The following is a 19,583-nucleotide window of genomic DNA, read 5'->3' on the forward strand; positions in this document are numbered from 1 at the left end:
GATTACATAATGCCGGCGGCTTTCTTGATGTCGTCCAGCTTCTGCTTGGTCAGGTCCTTGTCCACTTCGCGGATCACCGCGCGGCGGGTGGGGTCGTCCATTTTATCGCGCAGGGCGCCGAGGAAGCGCGGTTCGGCGATCACGATAAAATCGTCCACGCCGCCCTTGTCGTGGGCCGCCTTCATGTATTCCGCCAGTTCCTTGGCGAACATCGCGGAGTGCTTGTCGGAGGTGGCCTGCTGATTACCGGTGGCGCGCGGGTTGCCGTGCATGGCGCCGCTGCCTTCCTTGCCGCCCTCGCCGGTGCGCAGATCGCCCACATGGGCCTGGCTTTCCGGATGATCGAGCTGCTCGATCTCGCGGACCCGCCCCACCTGATGGGCGAACACGCGGGCATGGGCGGCGTTGCTGGCGATGATGTAAGTGGTCATGTTGGCTCCTTTCCATTGGCTGTGTTCCTGTTACCCAGCCTTGAGCCAAACCGACCGCGCTTCAACCCATGAACGCCCGGAACCGGTAAAAAGCCTTTAAATCAGCGTTCGTCCACCGGCTGCCCACGGGGGTCCTCGGAGCCACTGCGCAGCCGGAAGGTGCCTTCGCCGATGATCAGCAGGCGCTCCTCGGCGTCGTAGACGTCCACGGTGGAATTGAATATGCGGCTGCCACCGGCCCGTTTGGTGCCGATGGCGCGGATGTAGCCCTTGCCGCTCTGACCGGTGAAGGTGGTGGTCATGGACAGGGTGATCGCCTTGCGCACCCGGTCCGGGTACGGGCAAAAGGTGCCGGCGCAGGCGCCGGCCACATCCAGCAGCGTGGCCAGCACGCCGCCGTGAATCAGCCCCGCCAGGTTCAGGTGGCGGTCGGTGACCTGCATGCCGAGCACCGCCCGGCCCTCCCGCCATTCCAGAAACTCAAAGCCGAGCAGCGCCGGAAAACCGTGGTTGAACTTGCGGTTGGCGGCTTCCAGGGGCAGTGACGCCGGGGAATCGCTGTCCGGGCTCATTGCATCTCTCTCATGGGTTCGGTTCCGTCATCGGTTCAGACTTCCCGGCCCTGCACCATCTGGCGCACCTGATCCACCACTTCCTTGAGGCGCGGGCCCAGGTTCTCGATCAGAATCCGGCGGCTCAGTCGCAGGGACGAACCGCCACAATTGAACGGCACCACCTGGCCGCCGTTGTCCAGGATCAGCGGCACGCCCACGGCGCTCACGTCCCGGTTCCATTCTCCGTCGGAGGTGACGAAGCCGTACTGCTGGTATTCCTTGATCGCCCGTTGCAGCCCGCGCTGTACTTCCGGCCAGGCGTCCGGGTTCTGGGCGCGGATCGCTTCGTAATAGGGCTCACGCTCGTTTTCCGGCAGCGCCGCCAGCAGGGCGCGCCCGGCCGCCGAGGTGCCGGTGGCCACCCGCGAGCCCACGGACAGCCGCAACACCAGCGGCCCGGAGCCCTGGCAAACCTGGATATAGGTCATCGAGGCGCCGTCCGGCGCGGCGATGGCCACCATGCAATCGGTGGCGTCGGCCAGCTCCTGCATGAACGGCCGGGCGATGTCGCGCACCCCTTCACTGGCCAGATAGCGGTAGCCCAGATCCAGCACCCCCGGCCCCAACCGGTACTTCTCCAGATTCTCGGCGTAACGCAGGTAACCGAGCTGCGTCAGGGTGGCGGTCATCCGCGACACCGTGGGGCGTGGAATATTGGTGCGTTTGGCCAGTTCCGCGTTGCCCAGGTATTCGTCGGAAGGGCCAAAACAGCGCAGGATGTCCAGACCGCGGGCCAGGGCGGTGACAAAATTGCGGTCCTTCTCCGCGGCTCCGTCTTTGCCAAGAGCGGCTCGTCGCATGGTGTTGTTTCCTCAATCAGGCTTCGGGATCGGGGTCGGGCCCCGTTTGTTTCGCGTGTGTTTTTTTATTCGTCGCGTTTATGGTTGTTTATAAAGCGGGCAAATATATCAAAAAGCCGTTTCACCGAGGAGCCCGACGGCCCCCCGGCCAGAAAACGTCCATCCCTTGGAATTCTCAGTGTTTCATCCCGGGCAGGTTCAGCGAGGCGGTGTTGCCGCCGTCCACCGCCAGCGCCTGGCCGGTGATGTAGCTGGCATCGTCGCTGGCCAGAAAGGCCATGGCCGCGGCGATCTCGTGGGGACGGCCGTAGCGACGCAGCTCGCAGCGGCTGCCGAGTTTCTCTTCCTTGTTGCGCTCGCGGGCGTAGTCGAACACCGGCTTGGTCATGCCGGTCTCGATCAGACCCGGGCAGATGGCGTTGACGCGCACGTTGTACTGGCCCAGGTCGCAGGCGGCGGTCTTGGTCAGGTTGATCACCGCCGCCTTGGAGGCACTGTAGGCGTTGCCGCCAGCGCCGGAGCGGATGCCGGCCACCGAGGCGGTGTTGACGATGGCGCCGCCGCCCTGCTCGCGCATATGGCGGCCAACCGCCCGGGTGAAGAACACCGGCCCGAGCAGATTGACGTTGAGAATGGCGCGCCAGGTGTCGGTGTCGGTCTCGGTGATGCCGGTGTAGTCGCCGCCGGCGATGCCGGCGTTGTTGCACAGGGCATGAATGCGGCCCCGGGCTTCGATCACCTCCGCCACCAGGGCGTCCACGGCGTGCTCATCGGACACGTCCACGGTGCGCAGCAGGGCCTCGCTGCCCGCCGGCAGCGCCTCACGGGTTTCCGCCAACCCGGCCTCGTTGCGGTCCACCAGCACCAGGAAGGCGCCCTCCTCCGCGAACCGGCAGGCCGCCGCCCGACCAATACCGCTCGCCGCCCCGGTGATCAACACGGTACGCTGCTGGAAACGCTGCATGGTGCTCTCCTCGAATCGCTATTCTATTTTTCCAGCAAGATGACATGGGCGCGGGGGGCGGTCAAGATTTCGGAACACCATTCCAAAAATGGCCTAGGCAGATTCGTCAGGATGTGGCACGTTGGAACGCTTTCAACGTGTTACTCGTTTCCCAGGGAGAGTATTCATGAGTCATCTGGAACAGTTCTATATCAATGGCGGCTGGGTGGCTCCCGGCGCCGACGCCAAACCGTTTGAAGTGATCAACCCGGCCACCGAGGCCAGCGAAGGCACCGTGTATCTGGCCGGTCGGAGTGACGTGGACGCGGCCATCCAGGCCGCCCGTGACGCCTTTGACGGCTTCGCCGCCCTGCCGCTGGAAGACCGGCTGGCGATGCTGGAACGGCTGCTGGCCGCCTACCAGGCCCGCCTGGACGACATGGCGGACGCCATCAGCCGGGAGATGGGCGCGCCGCGCCACAGCCTGGCCGCCAAGGTGCAGGCGCCCATGGGCCTGGGCCACATCAAGGCCACCCTGGAAGCCGCCCGCGACTTCGAGTTCGAGCAAACCCTGGGCCGCGCCACCGTGCGCCGCGAGCCCGCCGGCGTGGCGGCCCTGATCACGCCCTGGAACTGGCCCATGAACCAGGTGCTGTGCAAGGTGGCCCCGGCCATCGCCGCCGGCTGCACCATGGTGCTCAAGCCCAGCGAATTCGCGCCGCTGTCCGCCCGGGTGCTGGCCGAGATCATCGATGAAGCCGGCCTGCCCGCCGGGGTCTTCAATATGATCTACGGCGACGGCGCCGAGGTGGGCCCGATGCTGTCCTCCGACCCGCGCGTGGACATGGTATCGCTGACCGGCTCCACCCGCGCCGGCGCCTCCGTGAGCAAGGAAGCCGCCGACACTTTCAAGCGGGTGTCCCTGGAACTGGGCGGCAAATCCGCCAACATCATCCTGCCGGACGCCGACTTCCAGAAAGCGGTGGGCCACGGCGTGCAATCGATGATGGGCAACACCGGGCAAAGCTGTAACGCACCCTCGCGGATGCTGGTGCCGGCGGACAAGCTGGCCGAGGCGGAAGCGATCGCCGCCCAGGTGTGCGAAAAGCTGAAAGTGGGCGATCCCCGTGACGAGAGCACCCGGATCGGGCCGATCGCCAACGAGCGCCAGTTCAAGCGCGTGCAATCCCTGATCGAAAAAGGCATCGAGGAAGGCGCCAAGCTGGTGAGCGGCGGCCCGGGCAAACCGGAGGGCCTGGACAAGGGCTTTTATGCGCGGCCCACGGTGTTCAGCGAGGTGAACAACGAAATGTTGATCGCCCGCGAGGAAATCTTCGGCCCGGTGCTGGTGATGATGCCCTACGACGACGTGGACCAGGCGGTGGCCATCGCCAACGACTCCGACTACGGCCTGTCCGGTTATGTCTACGGCGCCACCGTGGAGGACGCCGCCAAGGTGGCCGCGCGACTGCGCACCGGCATGGTCCACCTGAACGGCGCGCAGCTGGACCTGCCGGCGCCGTTCGGCGGCTACAAGCATTCCGGCGTGGGCCGGGAATGGGGCGTGTACGGGCTGGAAGAGTTCCTGGAAGTGAAGTCCGTCTTTCATCCCTGAGCGGGGGCCGCCATGACCTACGAAACCCTGAGCGTGTCCGTGGACGACCGGGTGGCGCTGATCACCCTGGATCGTCCCGATCAGCTCAACGCCATGAACGCGGACTTCTGGAACGAACTGCCGGCGGCGGTGCGTGCCCTGGACGGTGACGGTGGCGTGCGCGCCATCGTCATCAACGCTAACGGCAAGCACTTCACCGCCGGCCTCGACCTGGGCATGTTCGGCGCGCCGCCGGACCCGGCGGACCGCACCGCCCGGGTGCAAAAGGCGGCGCGCTTCCGCCAGCATACGGCGTTGATGCAGCAAAGCTTCAGCGCCCTGGAAGAATGCCGGGTGCCGGTGATCGCCGCCCTGCACGGCGGCTGCATCGGCGGCGGCGTGGATCTGATCAGTGCCTGCGACCTGCGCTATGCCAGCGCCGACGCCTTTCTCACCATCTACGAAATCAATGTGGGGCTGACCGCCGACGTGGGCACTTTTCCGCGTCTGTGCAAGTTGCTGCCCGAGGGCATCGTGCGCGAGCTGGCCTACACCGGCCGCCGCATGGGCGCCCCGGAAGCGGAGCGCCGGGGTCTGTTCAACGCGGTGCTGGACGACCGCGAGGCGACCCTGGAAAAAGCGCTGGCGGTGGCCCGGGAAATCGCCGGCAAATCACCGCTGGCGGTGCACGGTTGCAAGCGCATGATCACCTACGCCCGCGACCACAACACCGCCGACGCCCTGGATTACGTGGTGACCTGGAACGCCGGCATGCTGCATGTGGAAGAAGTCCAGGCCGCCATCGAAGCGGGCAAGCAAGGTGGCGAAGGCGACTTCACGCCGCTGCCACCGCTGGCCGGTGAAGTGAAAGGCGGCGTCTGACAGGGCATCGCGGCCGACGCCGCGATGCCCCCCGTTCAGACGTTCAGAAAGTTCAGCGGCAGCCCGGGGCGCTCCCAGGGCATGGACACCAGCTTACCGGCGCTGGACAAGGTGATGTAGGCGGTGCGCAGATCGGCGCCGCCGAAGCAGATGTTGGTGGTCACCAGATCGTCGGTGGGCACGTGGCGGATGCTGGCGCCGTCCGGTGAAAAGATGGTGATGCCGGAGTGGTAGATGGTGGCCACGCAGATGTTGCCGTCGGCGTCCACCGCCAGGGAGTCGAAGTAGCAGAACTCCGAAGGCTGCCCCACCAGGCGGCCCGGCCGGCGCGGCCCCGGCGGTCGCGCCACCTCCCCTTCACCGATAATGTCCATGGCCCACAGCCGGCCCGGCAGGGTATCGGCCACGTACACGGTCTTCTCGTCCGGTGACAGCCCCACCCCGTTGGCGGTGGGAATCGGAAACACCGCTTCACGGATAAAGGAGCCGTCGATGCGGGCATAGTACAAACCGCCCCGATCCTGGCTGCGACCCCGGCCCTTGCCCAGGTCGGTGAACCAGAAGCCGCCCTGTTTATCGAACACGATGTCGTTGGGGCCCTTGAGCGGCTCGCCGTTCACTTCCGTGTACAGCACCTCCACCTTGCCGGTGTCCAGGTCGATGCGCTCGATGCGCCCGCCGGAGTAGTCCTCGGGCATATCCCCGGGCAACAGCAGCCCGTCCTTCTCGTGGAACTGCATGCCACCGTTGTTGCACACGTAGCAGGCGCCGTCCGGCCCGATGGCCGCCCCGTTGGGCCCGCCACCGGGCTCGGCGATGGTCTCCTTGCGGCCATCCGGGTGCACCCGGGTCAACCGCCCGGCGGCGATCTCCACCACGATGAAGGTGCCGTCGGGCATGGCGATGGGCCCCTCGGGGAAGAGCAGCCCATCGGTGATCACGGTGTAGTCGGCCATGTTGTTCTCCTTATAAGGCCGCGATCAGCCTTTCTCGTTGAACATGGCGATACGACCGCCGTCCACCACCAGATCATGGCTGTTGATGAAGCTGCCTTCGTCGCTGGCCAGGAACACCGCCGCGAAGGCGATATCATCGGCCAGGCCGGAGCGCGGCAACGGCGTGGCCTTGGCCAGGTTGGCCTGCAGCTTCTCCATCTTGCGCTGGTTTTCCTCGTCGCTGAGGCCTTGGGCGCGCTGGGAGCCGCCCCAGAAGATCGGCGTGGCCACGGCGCCGGGGGAGATGGCGTTGACGCGGATATTGAACTCGCCCAATTCGGCGCCGGCCAGGCGGGTCATATGAGCCACCGCCGCCTTGGCGCCGGAATACAGATAGCCGCCCTGGTTGAGACGGTGGCCGGCGATGCTGGCGTTGTTGATGATGCTGCCGCCGCCGCTTTCCTTCATCACCCGGGCGGCGTGCTTGATGCCGAACGCCGGCGCGCCGACCAGCAGGCGCATGATGCGGGCGAATTCGGCTTCATCGAAGGTGTCCACGCCGGTGCGGTCGCCGGCGCCGGCGTTGTTGAACAGGCAGTCCAGACGCCCGAACCGGTCCACGGTGAAATCCACCAGGGCGGCGATGTCGTTCTCATCCATGATGTCGGTGCGCTTGAACACGGCGCGCTCACCCAGCTCCTTGGCCAGGGCCTCGCCCTTGTCCTCGGAGCGGCCGGCCAGCACCACGGTGGCACCCTCTTCGATAAAGCGCCGCGCGGTGGCCTCGCCGATGCCGGAGGTGGCGCCGGTGATCACGGTAATCTTGTCCGCCAAACGATTCGTCATGGTTGTTCTCCGAATAAAAAGCGACAAATTGTAGGCGCGGCTGAAGCCGCTCCTACGGGATGGGCCTTAAAACGCCGAGACGCCGCCGTCCACGGCGATGGCCTGGCCGTTCATATAAGTGTTCGCCGGCGACAGCAGCATCAGCATCACGGCGACGATTTCCTCGGGCTCGCCGATGCGCTTCATGGGGCTGCCGGCGGCCATCATCGCCAGGGTTTTGTCCGCGTCGCCACCGCTGGCCAGGCCATCGCCCTCCAGCATGGGCGTACGGGTGTAATAAGGGCAGATGGCGTTGACGCGAATGTTCTTGCGGCCGCACTCCACGGCGGCGGTGCGGGTCAGACCGATCACCGCGTGCTTGGCGGCGGCGTAGGCGCCGATCTTGGGCCCGCCGCCGATGCCGGCCATGGAACTGGTATTGAGGATGGCGCCGCCACCACTCTGACGCAGGGCGGGGATCTGATACTTCATGCCGAACATCACGCCTTTCACGTTGACGTTGATCTGCTGATCGAGCAGCTCGCCGGTCAGCTCTTCCATGCCCAGAAAGCCGTGGGCGATACCGGCATTGTTGGCGGACAGATCCAGGCGACCGTGGTGCTCCAGAGCGACGTCCACCAACGCCTTGCAATCCGCCTCGCTGGACACGTCACAGCGCCGGGCCAGGGCGGTCACGCCCTCGCCTTCCAGGTCCGCCACCAGCTTATCCAGGGCGTCCACATTGAGATCACCGAGCACCAGCCGCGCCCCGCGCCGCCCCAGCTCCCGCGCCAACAAGGCGCCGAAACCACTGGCGGCGCCGGTGATCAGCGCTACTTTACCGGTGAAATCCAGCATTGGATCCATAGAGGCTCACCTTTAACTGCTTTCAGATAGTGAAGCCGCCGTCCACCACCACACACTCGCCCGTCACGTAACTGGACGCATCGGACACCAGATACAGCACCGTGCCGGCCATTTCGCGGGGCTCGGCGTGGCGGTGCATGGGGATCTGGGCGATGGCGCTTTTGTAGATGGCTTCCTGTTCGAACAGAGCGCCGGCGAACTTGGTCTTGGTCAGGCCGGGCAGCAGCGCGTTGACGCGGATGTTGAACTCAGCGCATTCCTGGGCGAAGGATTTGGTCATGCTGATCACCGCCGCCTTGGAGATCGAATAGATGCCCTGCATGTTGCCCGGCGACAGGCCGTTGATGGAGGCGGTGTTGACGATGGCGCCGCCACCGTTTTCCTTCATCAGTTTGGCGCCCTCCACGGACATGTAGAAATAGCCGCGCAGGTTCACGTCCACGGTCTTGTCGAAAGCCGCCACCGGCGTATCGAGGATATGGCCAAAGTAGGGGTTGGCGGCGGCGTTGTTGACCAGGATGTCCAGCTTGCCGCCATGGGCGCCCTTGATGTGCTCGAAGATCGCTTCGATCTGCACCATCTCGCCGATGTGGCAGGCGAACGCCTCGGCGCTGCCGCCGGCGTTATTGATGGCGTCCGCCACCGCCTGGCAGCCGTCGATTTTACGGCTGGAAACGATCACGTGGGCGCCCTGCTCCGCCAGCAGCTTGGCGATCTCCTCGCCGATGCCCCGGCTGGCGCCGGTGACCAGGGCGATCTTACCGTTCAGATCAAACAGGTTGGTGCTCATAAAACTCTCCCAAAAATTTTTATGCGCCCTCGCGGACGATTTTCATGGCCATGGCCGCCAGCGGTTCCACCACCTGGGCGGCCCAGCCGGCCCGTTTGCTGGAGGCATTGCCTTCCTGGGCTCGCTTGGCCACGCCCTGGGCGATGGCCGCCAGCCGGAAGAAGCTGAACGCCAGATAGAATTCCCAGTGGTCGATGCGGTCGATGCCACGGCGCTCGCAATACATGGCCACGTATTCCTGCTCGGTGGGAATGCCCAGTGCGTGCCGGTCCTTGCCCTGCAGGCCGGACAGGTTGCCGCCCTCCGGGGGCATGCGCAGCTGCATGCACTGGTAGGCCAGGTCCGCCAGCGGATGGCCGAGCGTGGACAGTTCCCAGTCGAGCACGGCGATCACCTTCGGCTCGGTGGGGTGCCACATCATGTTGTCCAGGCGATAGTCGCCGTGCACCAGGGACACCTGGCCGTCGTCGGCGGGCTGGTTTTGCTCCAGCCAGGTCATCAGATCCTCCATCGCCTGGATCGGGTTGATCTCGGACGCCCGGTATTGCTTGGTCCAGCGGCCCAGCTGCCGTTCGAAGTAGCTGCCCGGCTTGCCGTAATCGGTGAGCCCCACGGCGTCCAGATCCACGTCGTGCAGCGCCGCCAGCACCCGGTTCATTTCCGTGTACATGGCGGTGCGGGCGGCGTTGTCCACTTCCGGAATCGCCGCGTCCCAGAAGATCCGGCCCTGACAGAACTCCATCACATAGAACATGGAGCCGATCACGTCCGGGTCCTCGCACAGGTGATACATGCGCGGCACCGGCACGTCGCTGTCGCGCAGCGCGTTCATGACCCGGAACTCCCGGTCCACCGCATGGGCGGACTTGAGCAACTTGCCGGGAGGTTGCCGGCGCAGCACGTATTCCCCGGAGGCCGCCTTGATGCGGAAGGTGGGGTTGGACTGGCCGCCCTCGAATTTTTCCGCGCTCATCGGCCCCTTGAATCCGGGCACATGCTGTTCCAGATACGCCGTGAGACGGTCGGTATCCAGGGTATCCACCTGGGACATGACTCTCCTCCTTAAAAATGGCTGTAGGAGCGGCTTCAGCCGCGAATCGCCGGCGCCATCATCGACGCCCGGCCTTCGCGGCTGAAGCCGCTCCTACGATGTGTTCTTGTCAACGCCGCGTTTATTCGAAGCGCTTCGCCAGGTTGCGGCCCAACTGGGACATGTGCACCTGGTCCGGACCGTCCGCCAGACGCACGGTCCGGGCGTAGGCGAAGAAGCCGGCCAGCGGCGTGTCCTGGCTGAGGCCCACGGCGCCGTGGATCTGAATGGCTCGGTCGACCACCCGGAACGCCATGCTCGGCGCCACGATCTTGATCATGGCGATCAGATCCCTGGCTTCCTTGTTGCCGTAGCGGTCCATATGATCGGCGGCTTTCAGGGTCATCAGACGGGCCTGCTCGATCTCGCAGTAGCTCTTGGCGATGTCCTCGCGCACGGAGCCCTGCTTGATCAGCGGCTGGCCGAAGGCCACGCGGGTGTTGGCGCGCTCGCACATCAGCTCCAGGGCACGCTGGGCGGCACCGACCAGACGCATGCAGTGGTGAATGCGGCCCGGGCCAAGGCGACCCTGGGCGATCTCGAAGCCGCGACCTTCACCGAGAATAATGTTTTCGGCGGGCACCCGTACATTGTCAAAAATGACTTCCGCATGGCCTTCCGGGGCATCCGGGGAGCCGAGCACGTACATCGGACGCTTGACGGTGACGCCGGGGGTGTTCACCGGCACCAGGATCTGCGACTGCTGCTGATGGCGATTGGGGTTGTCCGGGTCGGTCTTGCCCATCACGATCATGATCTCGCAGCTCTTGCGCATGGCGCCGGAGATATAGAACTTGCGGCCGTTGATCACATAGTCGTCACCGTCGCGCTTGATCGAGGTCTCGATGTTGGTGGCGTCGGAGGAGGCCACTTCCGGCTCGGTCATGGCGAAGGCGGAGCGGATCTTGCCTTCCAGCAGCGGCTTGAGCCATTGCTCTTTCTGCTGGTCGTTGCCGTACTTGGCCAGCACTTCCATGTTGCCGGTGTCCGGCGCCGAGCAGTTGAACACCTCGGCGGCGAAGTGGTTGCGGCCCATTTCCTCGGCCAGGGGCGCGTATTCCAGGTTGCTCAGGCCCGGGCTCCACTCACCGTGCTCCTTGGGCAGGAACAGGTTCCACAGGCCCTTGGCGCGGGCTTTTTCCTTGAGCTCGTGGACCACCGCCGGGGTTTCCCAGGGGCTCTTTTGCAGCTGCTCGTGGAAGGTGTGTTCGGCGGGCAGCACTTCATTGTTGATGAAGGTACGCACCTGGTTGATCAGGTCCTGGGTCTTTTCCGAATATTGAAAATCCATTGTCGTCTCCGTTGGGAACCCGCGGGCCCCCGGCTGTGGATGATCGGGATCAGCTGTAAGTGATGGAATCGCTGCGGTCTTGCCGGTCCAGGTGCGGCACCTGGTTGAACACCGAAAGGCGGAACACCTTGTCGTTGAAAAAGCCCTGGGTGACGCCGGTGTTCCGAATCTGCAGATTGAGCTCCACCACGGTGTCGTCCGCGGTGTTCAGCATATGGCGCATCCACATGGCGATGGCGCCGCCGGAGCTGACCACCAGCACCCGCCGGCGGTCGGCGTAATGTTGTTGAATGTGCGCCATGGCGCCGGCCACCCGGTCATGGAACCCGAGCCAGCTTTCCGGCAGCGCGCCTTCCAGGCCGTCCGCCTGCCAGTGCTGCATGGCGCGCTTGAGCACCCGGTAGAAGGCGGCCACCGGCGCGCCCTCCGGCGGCGCCTGATCCGGGTGGGCGCTCAGATAGGCGTCGACGATGCTGTGGAAATCGAATTCGTTGAGCCCCGGCTGCACGTCCGCCGCCAGGCCCGTGCCCAATCCTTCCAGAATGCCTTCGCCGGTTTCCACGTGGCGGACCAGATCGCCGGTGACCAGGGCATCGAAGTCCAGCCCCCGCTCCCGGTAGTACTCGCCCAGCCAGCGCGCCTGCTGGTGGCCCAGCTGGGACAGCTTGTCGTAGTTATCGGCCCCGAAGGAGGCCTGCCCGTGTCGGACCAGGTAGAACTCGGCCATGAATAAGGTGCCCTCGCAGTGATGAAGACAGCCTAGAGCAGGCCCCTAAGTTAGTGAAATTGATATTTTGCATCCGGGAGAATAAGTCTGGCTTATGGGGAAGAAAGGCTTTATTGCGAAACCCTATTCCGATATTTTCTTGGCTTTATCGTTGGCGAGACTGGGAGATAACAATGAGCAGCCTGGACCTGAAAAGCGGCTTCGTGGCCGTCACCGAACACGGCGCCCTGCTGGAGGTGACCCTGGACCGGCCGGACAAACTGAACGCCCTGAGCACGGAAATGTATCTGGATCTGGGCCGGGCGGTGGACCATTTCCGCGACCGGGACGACCTCAACGCCCTGCTGTTCAACGCCAATGGGCGGGCTTTCACCGCCGGCAATGACATCGGCGATTTTCTTAACGCCGACCCGGAAGCGCGCCGCAACGGCGAGCTGAGCGCCGCCATGCAGCTGGTGCACCGGCTGCTGGAGCTGGACAAGCCGGTGATGGCCGCCGTGCACGGCAATGCCACCGGCATCGGCACCACCCTGCTGCTGCACTGCGACCTGGTGATCGCCGCCGACAGCGCCCGTTTCTACACCGCCTTCATCAACCTGGGGCTGGTGCCGGAAGCCGGCTCCAGCCTGATCCTGCCCGGCCTGCTGGGTCGCCAGAACGCCAACCGGCTGCTGATGGCCGGCGACAGCCTGAGCGCCGACGAGGCCCTGCGCATGGGCCTGGTGGCCTACCGCTGCGGCGACGATGAGCTGCGCGAGAAAGCCCTGGAACTGGGCGGCAAACTGGCCGCCAAACCGCCCCAGGCGATGCGGTACACCAAGCAGCTTACCCGCCACGGCGCCGACGCCATCCGCGAGCAGATCAAGAAGGAATCGGTGTTGTTCGGCGAGCGCATGTTCAGCGACGAGACCCGGGCGATCTTCGATAAGTTCTTGAACAAGAAAAAGTCCTGAACAAGAAATAAGCAGCGGCCTATGGCCGCTTCACCGCGCCACCAGCCCCCGCAGGGCCACCGTGGTGACCTCCTCGATCAGGGCGTCCAGGGCGCCGGTGCCGGTGTCGTAGCGCGGGTGGTACCAATTGATTACCGAGTTGAGCGCGCCCAGCACCGGCTTGATCGCCAGGCGCGGCTCGCCGGCGTGCAGGTCGCCCTGGCGGATACCCTCGCACAGCACCTCCAGAAACACCTGCTCGTAGCGGCGGCGCCGGTTCTGCAGGCGGGTCAGCTCGCGGCGCTGGGCCTCGGTGGTGCTCAGGCGCAGGTGCATCTGCACCCCCTCCGCCACGGCGCGCTGAAAATGCTGGGTGTCGATCAGGGTGGCCACGTGGCGGCGGGCCATGGCGTGCAGCCGCTCGGCGGCGGGCAGGTCGCGCTTGAGCTCCGGCTCGATGGCTTCGAACAGAGCGTCCATGCCACGCTGATGGATCTCGAAGAACAGGTCGGTTTTGGAATCGAAATAGTGGTAGACCATGCCCTTGGTGGCTCCCAGCCGGCGGGCGATGTCATCGATGCTGGTGGCCTTGAAACCACGCTCCATGAAGGCGCGCGCCGCCGCATCCAGAATGGTATCGCGGGGGCTGGTGTCCAGCCCGGCCCGGGGGGATGTCATGCCAAGTCCTCTTTCTGCCTTGCGCCGGTCCGGAGCGCATCGTCGTTGAGGCGCAAATGTAGCACGGACGGGCCGGTCGCCGATGTGGCCGCGTGGCCCGTGAAGAGCCGCTTTTGCACACGTCATGGTCGATCATGTCATTACCGCCGCGATCAGTGCCGCTTTTCACACTGGACGCCCCGATATGGGGCCAACATACTTTGGGGCCGATTTGCCCAATAAATGAAAAGCTGTTTCATAACAGCTCGGGAGGACCCAAGATGTCGGATCTCGAACCGTTCCGCGCGGAAACCCGGGCCTGGCTGGAAGCCAATTGCCCCGAGGAAATGCGCCAACCCCTGAAAAGCCAGGCCGACCACTGCTGGGGCGGCCGCAAATGGCAGTTCCAGTCCGAAGCCCAGAAAGTGTGGATGGAACGCATGGCGGACAAGGGCTGGACCGCGCCCCAGTGGCCCAAGGAATACGGCGGCGGCGGCCTGAGCCAGGAAGAAGCGGAGATCCTCGCCGAGGAAATGAAGCGCATCAACGCGCGCACGCCGGTGAGCAATTTCGGCTTCTGGATGCTCGGCCCGGCGCTGCTCAAATTCGGCAGCGAGGAACTCAAGCGCGAGCACCTGCCGCCCATCTGTCGCGGCGAGATCCGCTGGTGCCAGGGCTATTCCGAACCCAACGCCGGTTCCGACCTGGCCAGCCTGCAGACCCGCGCCGAGGACAAGGGCGACCACTTCCTGGTCAACGGCCAGAAGATCTGGACCTCCTACGCGGACAAGGCGGACTGGATTTTCTGTCTGGTGCGCACCGACCCGCAAGCCACCAAGCACAATGGCATTTCCTTCGTGCTGTTCGACATGGAGAACGAAGGCGTTTCCACCCGTCCCATCGAGCTGATTTCCGGCGAATCCCCGTTCTGCGAGACCTTCTTCGACGACGTCAAGGTGGACAAGCACCAGGTGGTGGGCGAGCTGAACCGTGGCTGGGACGTGGCCAAATATCTGCTCACCCATGAGCGCAACAACATCGGCGGCGAGCCGCCGGGCTTCCTCAAGGGCCGCGCCCTGGGCCCGCTGGCCGCGGAATACGTGGGCACCGAGCACGGCAAGCTGGCCGACGCCGGCCTGCGCGCCGACATCGCCGGCCTGGAAATCGACCATATGGCGTTCCAGGCGCTGGTGGGCAAGATTCGCGCCGAAGCGGAAGCCGGCCAGGGCGTGGGCGCCCAGTCCGCGGTGCTCAAGTACTACGGCACCGAGCTGAACAAGCGCCGCTACGAACTGATGATGGATGCCCTGGGCAGCGAAGGCCTGGAGTGGGACAGCGAGCGCACCCTGGGCGGGCTGTTCGCCCGCGAGTGGCTGCGTTCCAAGGGCAATTCCATCGAAGGCGGCACCTCCGAGGTGATGCTGGGCATCGTTTCCAAACGCCTGCTGGGCCTGCCGGACGCATAAGGAGTCGACTATGAAGCTCAACGACGAACAACAGATGCTGCAGGACTCCGTGGCCCGGCTGATGGCCGACAAGGGCCCGGTGTCCCACCTGCGCCAATTGCGCGACGAACAGTCCGACAAGGGTTACGATGAGCCGCTGTGGCAGGCCATGGTGGAAGCCGGCCTGACCGGTATCCTGGTGCCCGAGGAACACGGCGGCATCGGCTTCGGCCTGGTGGGCGCCGGCCTGGTGGCCCGGGAAATCGGCCGTAACCTGTCGGTGACCCCGTTCCTGTCCACCGCCGTGCTGGGCGCCGCCGCCCTGAGCGCCGGCGGCAGCGACGAGCAGAAAGCGAAATGGCTGCCGGCCATCGCCGAGGGCACCGCGATCATCGCCCTGGCGGTGGACGACGGCGCCAAGCACCGCCCGGAACGCCTGCAAGCCCGCGTGGAAGGCGGCACCCTGAGCGGCGAGAAACGGCTGGTACTGGACGGCCATGTGGCCGACCTGCTGCTGGTGGCCGCCGGTGAAGGCGACCAGGCGGCCCTCTACCTGGTGGACCCCAAGGCCGACGGCGTGACCATCGAACGCACGGTGATGGCGGACAGCCGCAACGCGGCGCGCATCCGCTTTGACGCGGTGCAGGCGGAAGCCATGGCCGACGGCGCCGCTGCCCTGGCCGCCGCCCTGCGCGCCGGCCGCGCGGTGCTGGCCGCGGAACTGTCCGGGCTGGCGCTGGAAGCGTTCGAACGTACCCTGGGCTACCTGAAAGAGCGCAAGCAGTTCGGGCGCCTGATCGGCACCTTCCAGGCCCTGCAGCACCGGGCCGCCCAGCTCAGCGGCGAAGTGGCGATGAGCGAAGCCCTGGCGTTGCAGGCCCTGAACGCCTGTGACCAGGGCGCCGACGACGCCGACCAGCAGGTGCTGGCCGCCAAGGCCAAGGCCGCCCGGGTGGCGCTGCTGGCCGGCCAGGAAGCGGTGCAGATGCACGGCGGCATCGGCATGACCGATGAATTCGACATCGGCTTCTTCCTCAAGCGCGCCCGTGCCGGGGGTGAAACCCTGGGCGACGCCAACTACTGCGCCGACCGCTTCGCGGCCCTGCGCGGTTATTGATTCACGGATTCGGAGAGCACCACAATGTCCAACAACACGCTCAGCCTCGAACAACTTCAGGCCAAGGTCGGTGAAGACCTGGGCACCTCCCGCTGGTTCCCGGTGGACCAGGCGCGCATCGACGCCTTCGCCGACCTCACCGAGGATCCCCAGTGGATCCACGTGGACCCGGAGCGGGCCGCCAAGGAAACCCCGTTCGGCGGCACCATCGCCCACGGTTTCCTGAGCCTGTCCCTGCTGTCCGCCATGTCCATCGACGTGGTGCCGCGCCTGGAAGGCGCGGTGATGGGCATCAACTACGGCCTCGACAAGGTGCGCTTTCTCAACCCGGTACGCTCCGGCTCGAAAGTGCGCGGCCACTTTAAACTGGCCGGCATCGAACCGCGCGGCGACAACCGCTACCTGATCCGCTACGCGGTCAGCGTGGAAATCGACGGCGTCGAAAAGCCGGCCATCGCCTGCGAGTGGCTGGGCCTGACGGTGCTGGGCTGAAACCAGCCAAAAGTTTCAGGCTTCAAGCTGCAAGCGGCGCCATGCCTGCTTGTGGCTTGAAGCCTGTAGCTTGTGGCTCTCCAACGGAGATTTTTTATGAGCATCAATTTCGAGGGCCGCGTGGCCATCGTCACCGGGGCCGGTAATGGCCTGGGAAAATGCCACGCCCTGGAACTGGCACGGCTGGGCGCCAAGGTGGTGGTCAATGACTTCGGCGGCGCCCGGGACGGCAGCGGCGGTTCCAGCGAGGCCGCCGAGAAGGTGGTGGCGGAAATCACCGCCGCCGGCGGCGAAGCGATGGCCGACGGCGCCGACGTGTCCAACCGCGAGCAGGTCCAGGCCATGGTCCAGGCGGTGATGGACAAGTGGGGCCGGATCGACGTTCTCATCAATAACGCCGGCATCCTGCGCGACAAAAGTTTCGTTAAGATGAGCGACGACGAGTGGGATAAGGTGGTGGCCGTGCACCTGACCGGCTCCGCCAACTGCAGCCGCGCCGTGTGGCCGATCATGCGCGATCAGGGCTACGGCCGCATCGTCATGACCACCTCCACCTCCGGCCTGTACGGCAACTTCGGCCAGGCCAACTACGGCGCCGCCAAGATGGCGGTGGCCGGACTGATGAACACCCTGTGCCTGGAAGGCGGCAAGTACGACATCAAGGTCAACTGCATCGCCCCCACCGCCGCCACCCGCATGACCGAGGACCTGATGCCCAAGGAAGTGCTGGCGCTGCTGGAGCCCTCGGAAATCACCCCGGCGGTGCTGTTCCTGGCCAGTGATCAGGCCCCCAACCGTCGCATCGTGCTGGCCGGCGCCGGCTGCTACGCCATGGTGCGGCTGATGGAAAGCGACGGCATCTATCTGGACGAAGGCGAACGCACGCCGGACGCCATCGCCGCCCACTTCGACCAGCTCAGCGACATGAGTAACGCCAAGGAAATGCAGAACGGCGGTGACCATGTCTCCAAGATTCTGACCAAAGCCGCCCACGCCAAGGGCATCAAGCTGAATTAAACGTAGAGAGCGAGGCCATCATGAGAGAAGCCGTCATTGTTTCCACCGCCCGTACCCCGATCGGCAAGGCCTATCGCGGTGCCTTTAACGACACCCAGGCCCAGGAGCTGGGTGGTCACGTCATCAAGCATGCCGTGGAACGCGCCAAGATCGACCCGGAAAGCATCCAGGACGTGATCATGGGCGCCGCCCTGCAGCAGGGTTCCACCAGCGGCAACACCGCCCGCCAGTGCGCCCTGCGCGGTGGCCTGCCCACCTCCGTGGCCGGCATGACCATCGACCGCCAGTGCGCCTCCGGCCTGATGGCCATCGCCACCGCCGCCAAGGAAATCATCGTCGACAACATGGACGTGGCGGTCGCCGGCGGCCTGGAGTCGATCTCCCTGGTGCAGAACGACAAGATGAACACCTTCCGCGCCCGTGACCCCTGGCTCAAGGCCAACCGCCCGGACATCTACATGAGCATGCTGGAAACCGCGGAAGTGGTCGCCGACCGCTACAACGTGTCCCGCGATGCCCAGGACGAGTACGCCTACCAGTCCCAGATGCGCACCGCCAAGGCCCAGCAGGAAGGCAAGTTCGACGACGAGATCGTGCCGCTGACCACCACCATGAAGGTGATGAACAAAGAGACCAAGGAAATTTCCGATAAGGAAGTGACCCTGGCCAAGGACGAAGGCAACCGCCCGGAGACCACCCTGGAAGGCCTGCAAAGCCTGAAGCCGGTGTTCAAGGACGGCCTGGAAATCCAGGAAGGCAAATTCATCACCGCCGGCAACGCTTCCCAGCTGTCCGACGGCGCCAGCGCCTGCGTGCTGATGGAAGCCAAGGAAGCCGAGCGTCTCGGCCTGCAGCCCCTGGGCGCCTATCGCGGCATGGCCGTGGCCGGCTGCGACCCGGACGAAATGGGCATCGGCCCGGTATTCGCGGTACCGAAACTGCTCAAGCGCTTCGGCCTGACCGTGGACGACATCGGCCTGTGGGAACTGAACGAAGCGTTCGCCAGCCAGTGCCTGTACAGCCGTGACAAGCTGGGCATCGACCCGGAGAAGTACAACGTCAACGGCGGCGCCATCTCCATCGGTCACCCCTACGGCATGTCCGGTGCGCGCATGACCGGCCACGCGCTGATCGAAGGCAAGCGCCGTGGCGTCAAGTACGTGGTGGTGACCATGTGCGTGGGCGGTGGCATCGGCGCCGCCGGTCTGTTCGAAGTCTTCTGAGCGGCGTCACCGAATCGCCGGGCCCGTCCCCTTTCGGGTCCGGCAACGCTTTGCCGCGTCAGCAGGCCGGCGTGCCCCAAATGCGCCGGCCATTATCGAGGTGATGATCGCGCCAACCGGCGCCCCTTCCCAAGTATCTTCACCGCACGAGGGCCGCTGACGCGGCCTTTTTATTGCGCGGATGAACGTTGGCGGGCGCGGTCTTCGCAGATCTCGATCATGCCGGCGGCCATGAAGCGTGCCATGCGTTTTTTCACCGCCTCGAAATCGTCCGACCGGCAAATCCCGCCGGACAATTTATCGATGCGGCCGGTGCGCGCCAGGGTCAGTACCAGCGCCCCGGTGACGAAGTGATAGCCCCAGAACACGTCCTCCTCGGACGCCTCCGGCAGGGCCTTCTTGAGCAGGTCGATGAGCCGCAGCACCACCGGATCGAAATGCCGGTCCATCATTTCCGCGCCCCACTCCGGCGTGTTCGCCACCTGGGCGGCGAACGCCGCGTAGTTACGCCAGCCTTCGCCGCCCTGGATGTAGGTGTCCAGGTCGGTGTCCAGGTAGGCGTGCAGCGCCCCCTCCACCGTGGGGCGGCCGTCACAGGCACGCTCGTAATCGTCCAGCGCGGTCATGCGGCGGCCGCTGGTTTCCACCGCGCGCCGCGCGAACACCGCGTCGAACAGCTGCTTCTTGTCGTCGAAGTAGTAGTTGATCAGGGTGTGGTGCACGTCGATGCGCTTGGCCACGTCCTTCAGCGTCACGCCATACAGGCCGTGCTTGGAGAACAGATACTCCGCCGCGTCCATGATCCGTTCGGTCATCTCGGCGCGCCGTTCGGCGCGGCTCAGGCCTTTGCGGCGTGGCGTCGCCGACGGCTTGCCGGCCGGCTTTTCTCGGGCTGTCATTGTCGATACGGA

At 65.3% G+C, this 19,583-nt stretch carries 21 protein-coding genes; 8 read left to right on the plus strand and 13 right to left on the minus strand.

Annotated features, from left to right (window positions below; all coding sequences use genetic code 11):
- Positions 1–2 precede the first annotated feature (2 nt).
- The 4 genes from ACLD0W_RS12110 to ACLD0W_RS12125 all read right to left on the minus strand — a co-directional run bounded on the left by ACLD0W_RS12110 (position 3) and on the right by ACLD0W_RS12125 (position 2,809).
- On the minus strand, positions 3–431 hold the full coding sequence (locus ACLD0W_RS12110; RefSeq protein ID WP_410307739.1) for a host attachment protein: 429 nt from the start codon (positions 429–431) through the stop codon (positions 3–5).
- A gap of 101 nt (positions 432–532) precedes the next feature.
- Positions 533–1,003 carry a PaaI family thioesterase gene (locus ACLD0W_RS12115; RefSeq protein WP_410307740.1) on the minus strand — a complete coding sequence of 157 codons (471 nt, stop codon included), beginning with the start codon at positions 1,001–1,003 and terminating at the stop codon, positions 533–535.
- 35 nt (positions 1,004–1,038) lie between these two features.
- Positions 1,039–1,845, minus strand: coding sequence for an IclR family transcriptional regulator (locus tag ACLD0W_RS12120; RefSeq protein ID WP_410307741.1), 807 nt, complete (start codon positions 1,843–1,845; stop codon positions 1,039–1,041).
- Between the two features lie 175 nt (positions 1,846–2,020).
- A complete protein-coding gene (locus ACLD0W_RS12125; protein ID WP_410307742.1) occupies positions 2,021–2,809 on the minus strand; it encodes an SDR family NAD(P)-dependent oxidoreductase in 789 nt (262 codons plus the stop codon).
- Positions 2,810–2,975: 166 nt separating this feature from the next.
- Here ACLD0W_RS12125 and ACLD0W_RS12130 point away from each other — a divergent pair, with 166 nt between their 5' ends.
- Together ACLD0W_RS12130 and ACLD0W_RS12135 are read left to right on the plus strand one after the other, a co-directional pair.
- Positions 2,976–4,403, plus strand: a complete 1,428-nt coding sequence (locus tag ACLD0W_RS12130) for an aldehyde dehydrogenase family protein (protein ID WP_410307743.1) — start codon at positions 2,976–2,978, stop codon at positions 4,401–4,403.
- A gap of 12 nt (positions 4,404–4,415) precedes the next feature.
- A complete protein-coding gene (locus ACLD0W_RS12135; RefSeq protein ID WP_410307744.1) occupies positions 4,416–5,264 on the plus strand; it encodes a crotonase/enoyl-CoA hydratase family protein in 849 nt (282 codons plus the stop codon).
- 35 nt (positions 5,265–5,299) lie between these two features.
- Here the strand turns inward: ACLD0W_RS12135 and ACLD0W_RS12140 are convergent, their stop codons facing one another.
- From ACLD0W_RS12140 to ACLD0W_RS12170, 7 genes are all read right to left on the minus strand, one after another.
- Complete coding sequence (locus ACLD0W_RS12140) at positions 5,300–6,220, minus strand: SMP-30/gluconolactonase/LRE family protein (RefSeq protein WP_410307745.1); 921 nt, start codon at positions 6,218–6,220, stop codon at positions 5,300–5,302.
- Positions 6,221–6,244: 24 nt separating this feature from the next.
- Positions 6,245–7,045 (minus strand): SDR family NAD(P)-dependent oxidoreductase, encoded by an 801-nt coding sequence (locus ACLD0W_RS12145; RefSeq protein WP_410307746.1) that lies wholly within the window; start codon positions 7,043–7,045, stop codon positions 6,245–6,247.
- Positions 7,046–7,111: 66 nt separating this feature from the next.
- Complete coding sequence (locus ACLD0W_RS12150; protein ID WP_410307747.1) at positions 7,112–7,891, minus strand: SDR family NAD(P)-dependent oxidoreductase; 780 nt, start codon at positions 7,889–7,891, stop codon at positions 7,112–7,114.
- A gap of 22 nt (positions 7,892–7,913) precedes the next feature.
- Positions 7,914–8,681: an SDR family oxidoreductase gene (locus ACLD0W_RS12155; protein ID WP_410307748.1), complete on the minus strand. Its 768-nt coding sequence runs from the start codon at positions 8,679–8,681 to the stop codon at positions 7,914–7,916.
- A gap of 19 nt (positions 8,682–8,700) precedes the next feature.
- Positions 8,701–9,732: a phosphotransferase gene (locus ACLD0W_RS12160; RefSeq protein WP_410307749.1), complete on the minus strand. Its 1,032-nt coding sequence runs from the start codon at positions 9,730–9,732 to the stop codon at positions 8,701–8,703.
- 121 nt (positions 9,733–9,853) lie between these two features.
- A complete protein-coding gene (locus ACLD0W_RS12165) occupies positions 9,854–11,062 on the minus strand; it encodes an acyl-CoA dehydrogenase family protein (RefSeq protein WP_410307750.1) in 1,209 nt (402 codons plus the stop codon).
- A 49-nt stretch (positions 11,063–11,111) separates the two neighbouring features.
- Positions 11,112–11,789 (minus strand): histidine phosphatase family protein, encoded by a 678-nt coding sequence (locus ACLD0W_RS12170; RefSeq protein ID WP_410307751.1) that lies wholly within the window; start codon positions 11,787–11,789, stop codon positions 11,112–11,114.
- A gap of 173 nt (positions 11,790–11,962) precedes the next feature.
- Here ACLD0W_RS12170 and ACLD0W_RS12175 point away from each other — a divergent pair, with 173 nt between their 5' ends.
- A complete protein-coding gene (locus ACLD0W_RS12175; protein ID WP_410307752.1) occupies positions 11,963–12,742 on the plus strand; it encodes an enoyl-CoA hydratase/isomerase family protein in 780 nt (259 codons plus the stop codon).
- A gap of 30 nt (positions 12,743–12,772) precedes the next feature.
- On the opposite strand, the gene ACLD0W_RS12180 is transcribed toward ACLD0W_RS12175, so the two are convergent.
- Entirely contained in the window at positions 12,773–13,399 is a 627-nt protein-coding gene (locus ACLD0W_RS12180) for a TetR/AcrR family transcriptional regulator (protein WP_410307753.1), read from the minus strand.
- Positions 13,400–13,659: 260 nt separating this feature from the next.
- On the opposite strand from ACLD0W_RS12180, the gene ACLD0W_RS12185 reads away from it, so the two are divergent.
- From ACLD0W_RS12185 to ACLD0W_RS12205, 5 genes are all read left to right on the plus strand, one after another.
- Positions 13,660–14,844 carry an acyl-CoA dehydrogenase family protein gene (locus ACLD0W_RS12185; RefSeq protein WP_410307754.1) on the plus strand — a complete coding sequence of 395 codons (1,185 nt, stop codon included), beginning with the start codon at positions 13,660–13,662 and terminating at the stop codon, positions 14,842–14,844.
- A gap of 10 nt (positions 14,845–14,854) precedes the next feature.
- Positions 14,855–15,940 (plus strand): acyl-CoA dehydrogenase family protein, encoded by a 1,086-nt coding sequence (locus ACLD0W_RS12190; protein ID WP_410307755.1) that lies wholly within the window; start codon positions 14,855–14,857, stop codon positions 15,938–15,940.
- 24 nt (positions 15,941–15,964) lie between these two features.
- The gene (locus tag ACLD0W_RS12195; protein WP_204429476.1) at positions 15,965–16,432 is read left to right on the plus strand and encodes a MaoC family dehydratase; all 468 of its coding nucleotides are present in this window, start codon (positions 15,965–15,967) and stop codon (positions 16,430–16,432) included.
- 96 nt (positions 16,433–16,528) lie between these two features.
- Positions 16,529–17,449 carry an SDR family oxidoreductase gene (locus ACLD0W_RS12200; protein WP_410307756.1) on the plus strand — a complete coding sequence of 307 codons (921 nt, stop codon included), beginning with the start codon at positions 16,529–16,531 and terminating at the stop codon, positions 17,447–17,449.
- A gap of 20 nt (positions 17,450–17,469) precedes the next feature.
- Entirely contained in the window at positions 17,470–18,672 is a 1,203-nt protein-coding gene (locus ACLD0W_RS12205) for an acetyl-CoA C-acyltransferase (protein ID WP_410307757.1), read from the plus strand.
- 170 nt (positions 18,673–18,842) lie between these two features.
- Here ACLD0W_RS12205 and ACLD0W_RS12210 read toward each other — a convergent pair whose 3' ends face one another.
- Positions 18,843–19,571, minus strand: a complete 729-nt coding sequence (locus ACLD0W_RS12210) for a TetR/AcrR family transcriptional regulator (RefSeq protein ID WP_410307758.1) — start codon at positions 19,569–19,571, stop codon at positions 18,843–18,845.
- Between the last annotated feature and the right edge of the window lie 12 nt (positions 19,572–19,583).

The organism is Alloalcanivorax sp. C16-1 (assembly GCF_046507805.1).
GTDB lineage: Bacteria > Pseudomonadota > Gammaproteobacteria > Pseudomonadales > Alcanivoracaceae > Alloalcanivorax.

Coding starts and splice junctions, on each gene's coding strand:
- ACLD0W_RS12110 (WP_410307739.1), bottom strand. CDS start 431: ATGACCACTTACATCATCGCCAGCAACGCCGCCCATGCCCGCGTGTTC.
- ACLD0W_RS12115 (WP_410307740.1), bottom strand. CDS start 1,003: ATGAGCCCGGACAGCGATTCCCCGGCGTCACTGCCCCTGGAAGCCGCC.
- ACLD0W_RS12120 (WP_410307741.1), bottom strand. CDS start 1,845: ATGCGACGAGCCGCTCTTGGCAAAGACGGAGCCGCGGAGAAGGACCGC.
- ACLD0W_RS12125 (WP_410307742.1), bottom strand. CDS start 2,809: ATGCAGCGTTTCCAGCAGCGTACCGTGTTGATCACCGGGGCGGCGAGC.
- ACLD0W_RS12130 (WP_410307743.1), top strand. CDS start 2,976: ATGAGTCATCTGGAACAGTTCTATATCAATGGCGGCTGGGTGGCTCCC.
- ACLD0W_RS12135 (WP_410307744.1), top strand. CDS start 4,416: ATGACCTACGAAACCCTGAGCGTGTCCGTGGACGACCGGGTGGCGCTG.
- ACLD0W_RS12140 (WP_410307745.1), bottom strand. CDS start 6,220: ATGGCCGACTACACCGTGATCACCGATGGGCTGCTCTTCCCCGAGGGG.
- ACLD0W_RS12145 (WP_410307746.1), bottom strand. CDS start 7,045: ATGACGAATCGTTTGGCGGACAAGATTACCGTGATCACCGGCGCCACC.
- ACLD0W_RS12150 (WP_410307747.1), bottom strand. CDS start 7,891: ATGGATCCAATGCTGGATTTCACCGGTAAAGTAGCGCTGATCACCGGC.
- ACLD0W_RS12155 (WP_410307748.1), bottom strand. CDS start 8,681: ATGAGCACCAACCTGTTTGATCTGAACGGTAAGATCGCCCTGGTCACC.
- ACLD0W_RS12160 (WP_410307749.1), bottom strand. CDS start 9,732: ATGTCCCAGGTGGATACCCTGGATACCGACCGTCTCACGGCGTATCTG.
- ACLD0W_RS12165 (WP_410307750.1), bottom strand. CDS start 11,062: ATGGATTTTCAATATTCGGAAAAGACCCAGGACCTGATCAACCAGGTG.
- ACLD0W_RS12170 (WP_410307751.1), bottom strand. CDS start 11,789: ATGGCCGAGTTCTACCTGGTCCGACACGGGCAGGCCTCCTTCGGGGCC.
- ACLD0W_RS12175 (WP_410307752.1), top strand. CDS start 11,963: ATGAGCAGCCTGGACCTGAAAAGCGGCTTCGTGGCCGTCACCGAACAC.
- ACLD0W_RS12180 (WP_410307753.1), bottom strand. CDS start 13,399: ATGACATCCCCCCGGGCCGGGCTGGACACCAGCCCCCGCGATACCATT.
- ACLD0W_RS12185 (WP_410307754.1), top strand. CDS start 13,660: ATGTCGGATCTCGAACCGTTCCGCGCGGAAACCCGGGCCTGGCTGGAA.
- ACLD0W_RS12190 (WP_410307755.1), top strand. CDS start 14,855: ATGAAGCTCAACGACGAACAACAGATGCTGCAGGACTCCGTGGCCCGG.
- ACLD0W_RS12195 (WP_204429476.1), top strand. CDS start 15,965: ATGTCCAACAACACGCTCAGCCTCGAACAACTTCAGGCCAAGGTCGGT.
- ACLD0W_RS12200 (WP_410307756.1), top strand. CDS start 16,529: ATGAGCATCAATTTCGAGGGCCGCGTGGCCATCGTCACCGGGGCCGGT.
- ACLD0W_RS12205 (WP_410307757.1), top strand. CDS start 17,470: ATGAGAGAAGCCGTCATTGTTTCCACCGCCCGTACCCCGATCGGCAAG.
- ACLD0W_RS12210 (WP_410307758.1), bottom strand. CDS start 19,571: ATGACAGCCCGAGAAAAGCCGGCCGGCAAGCCGTCGGCGACGCCACGC.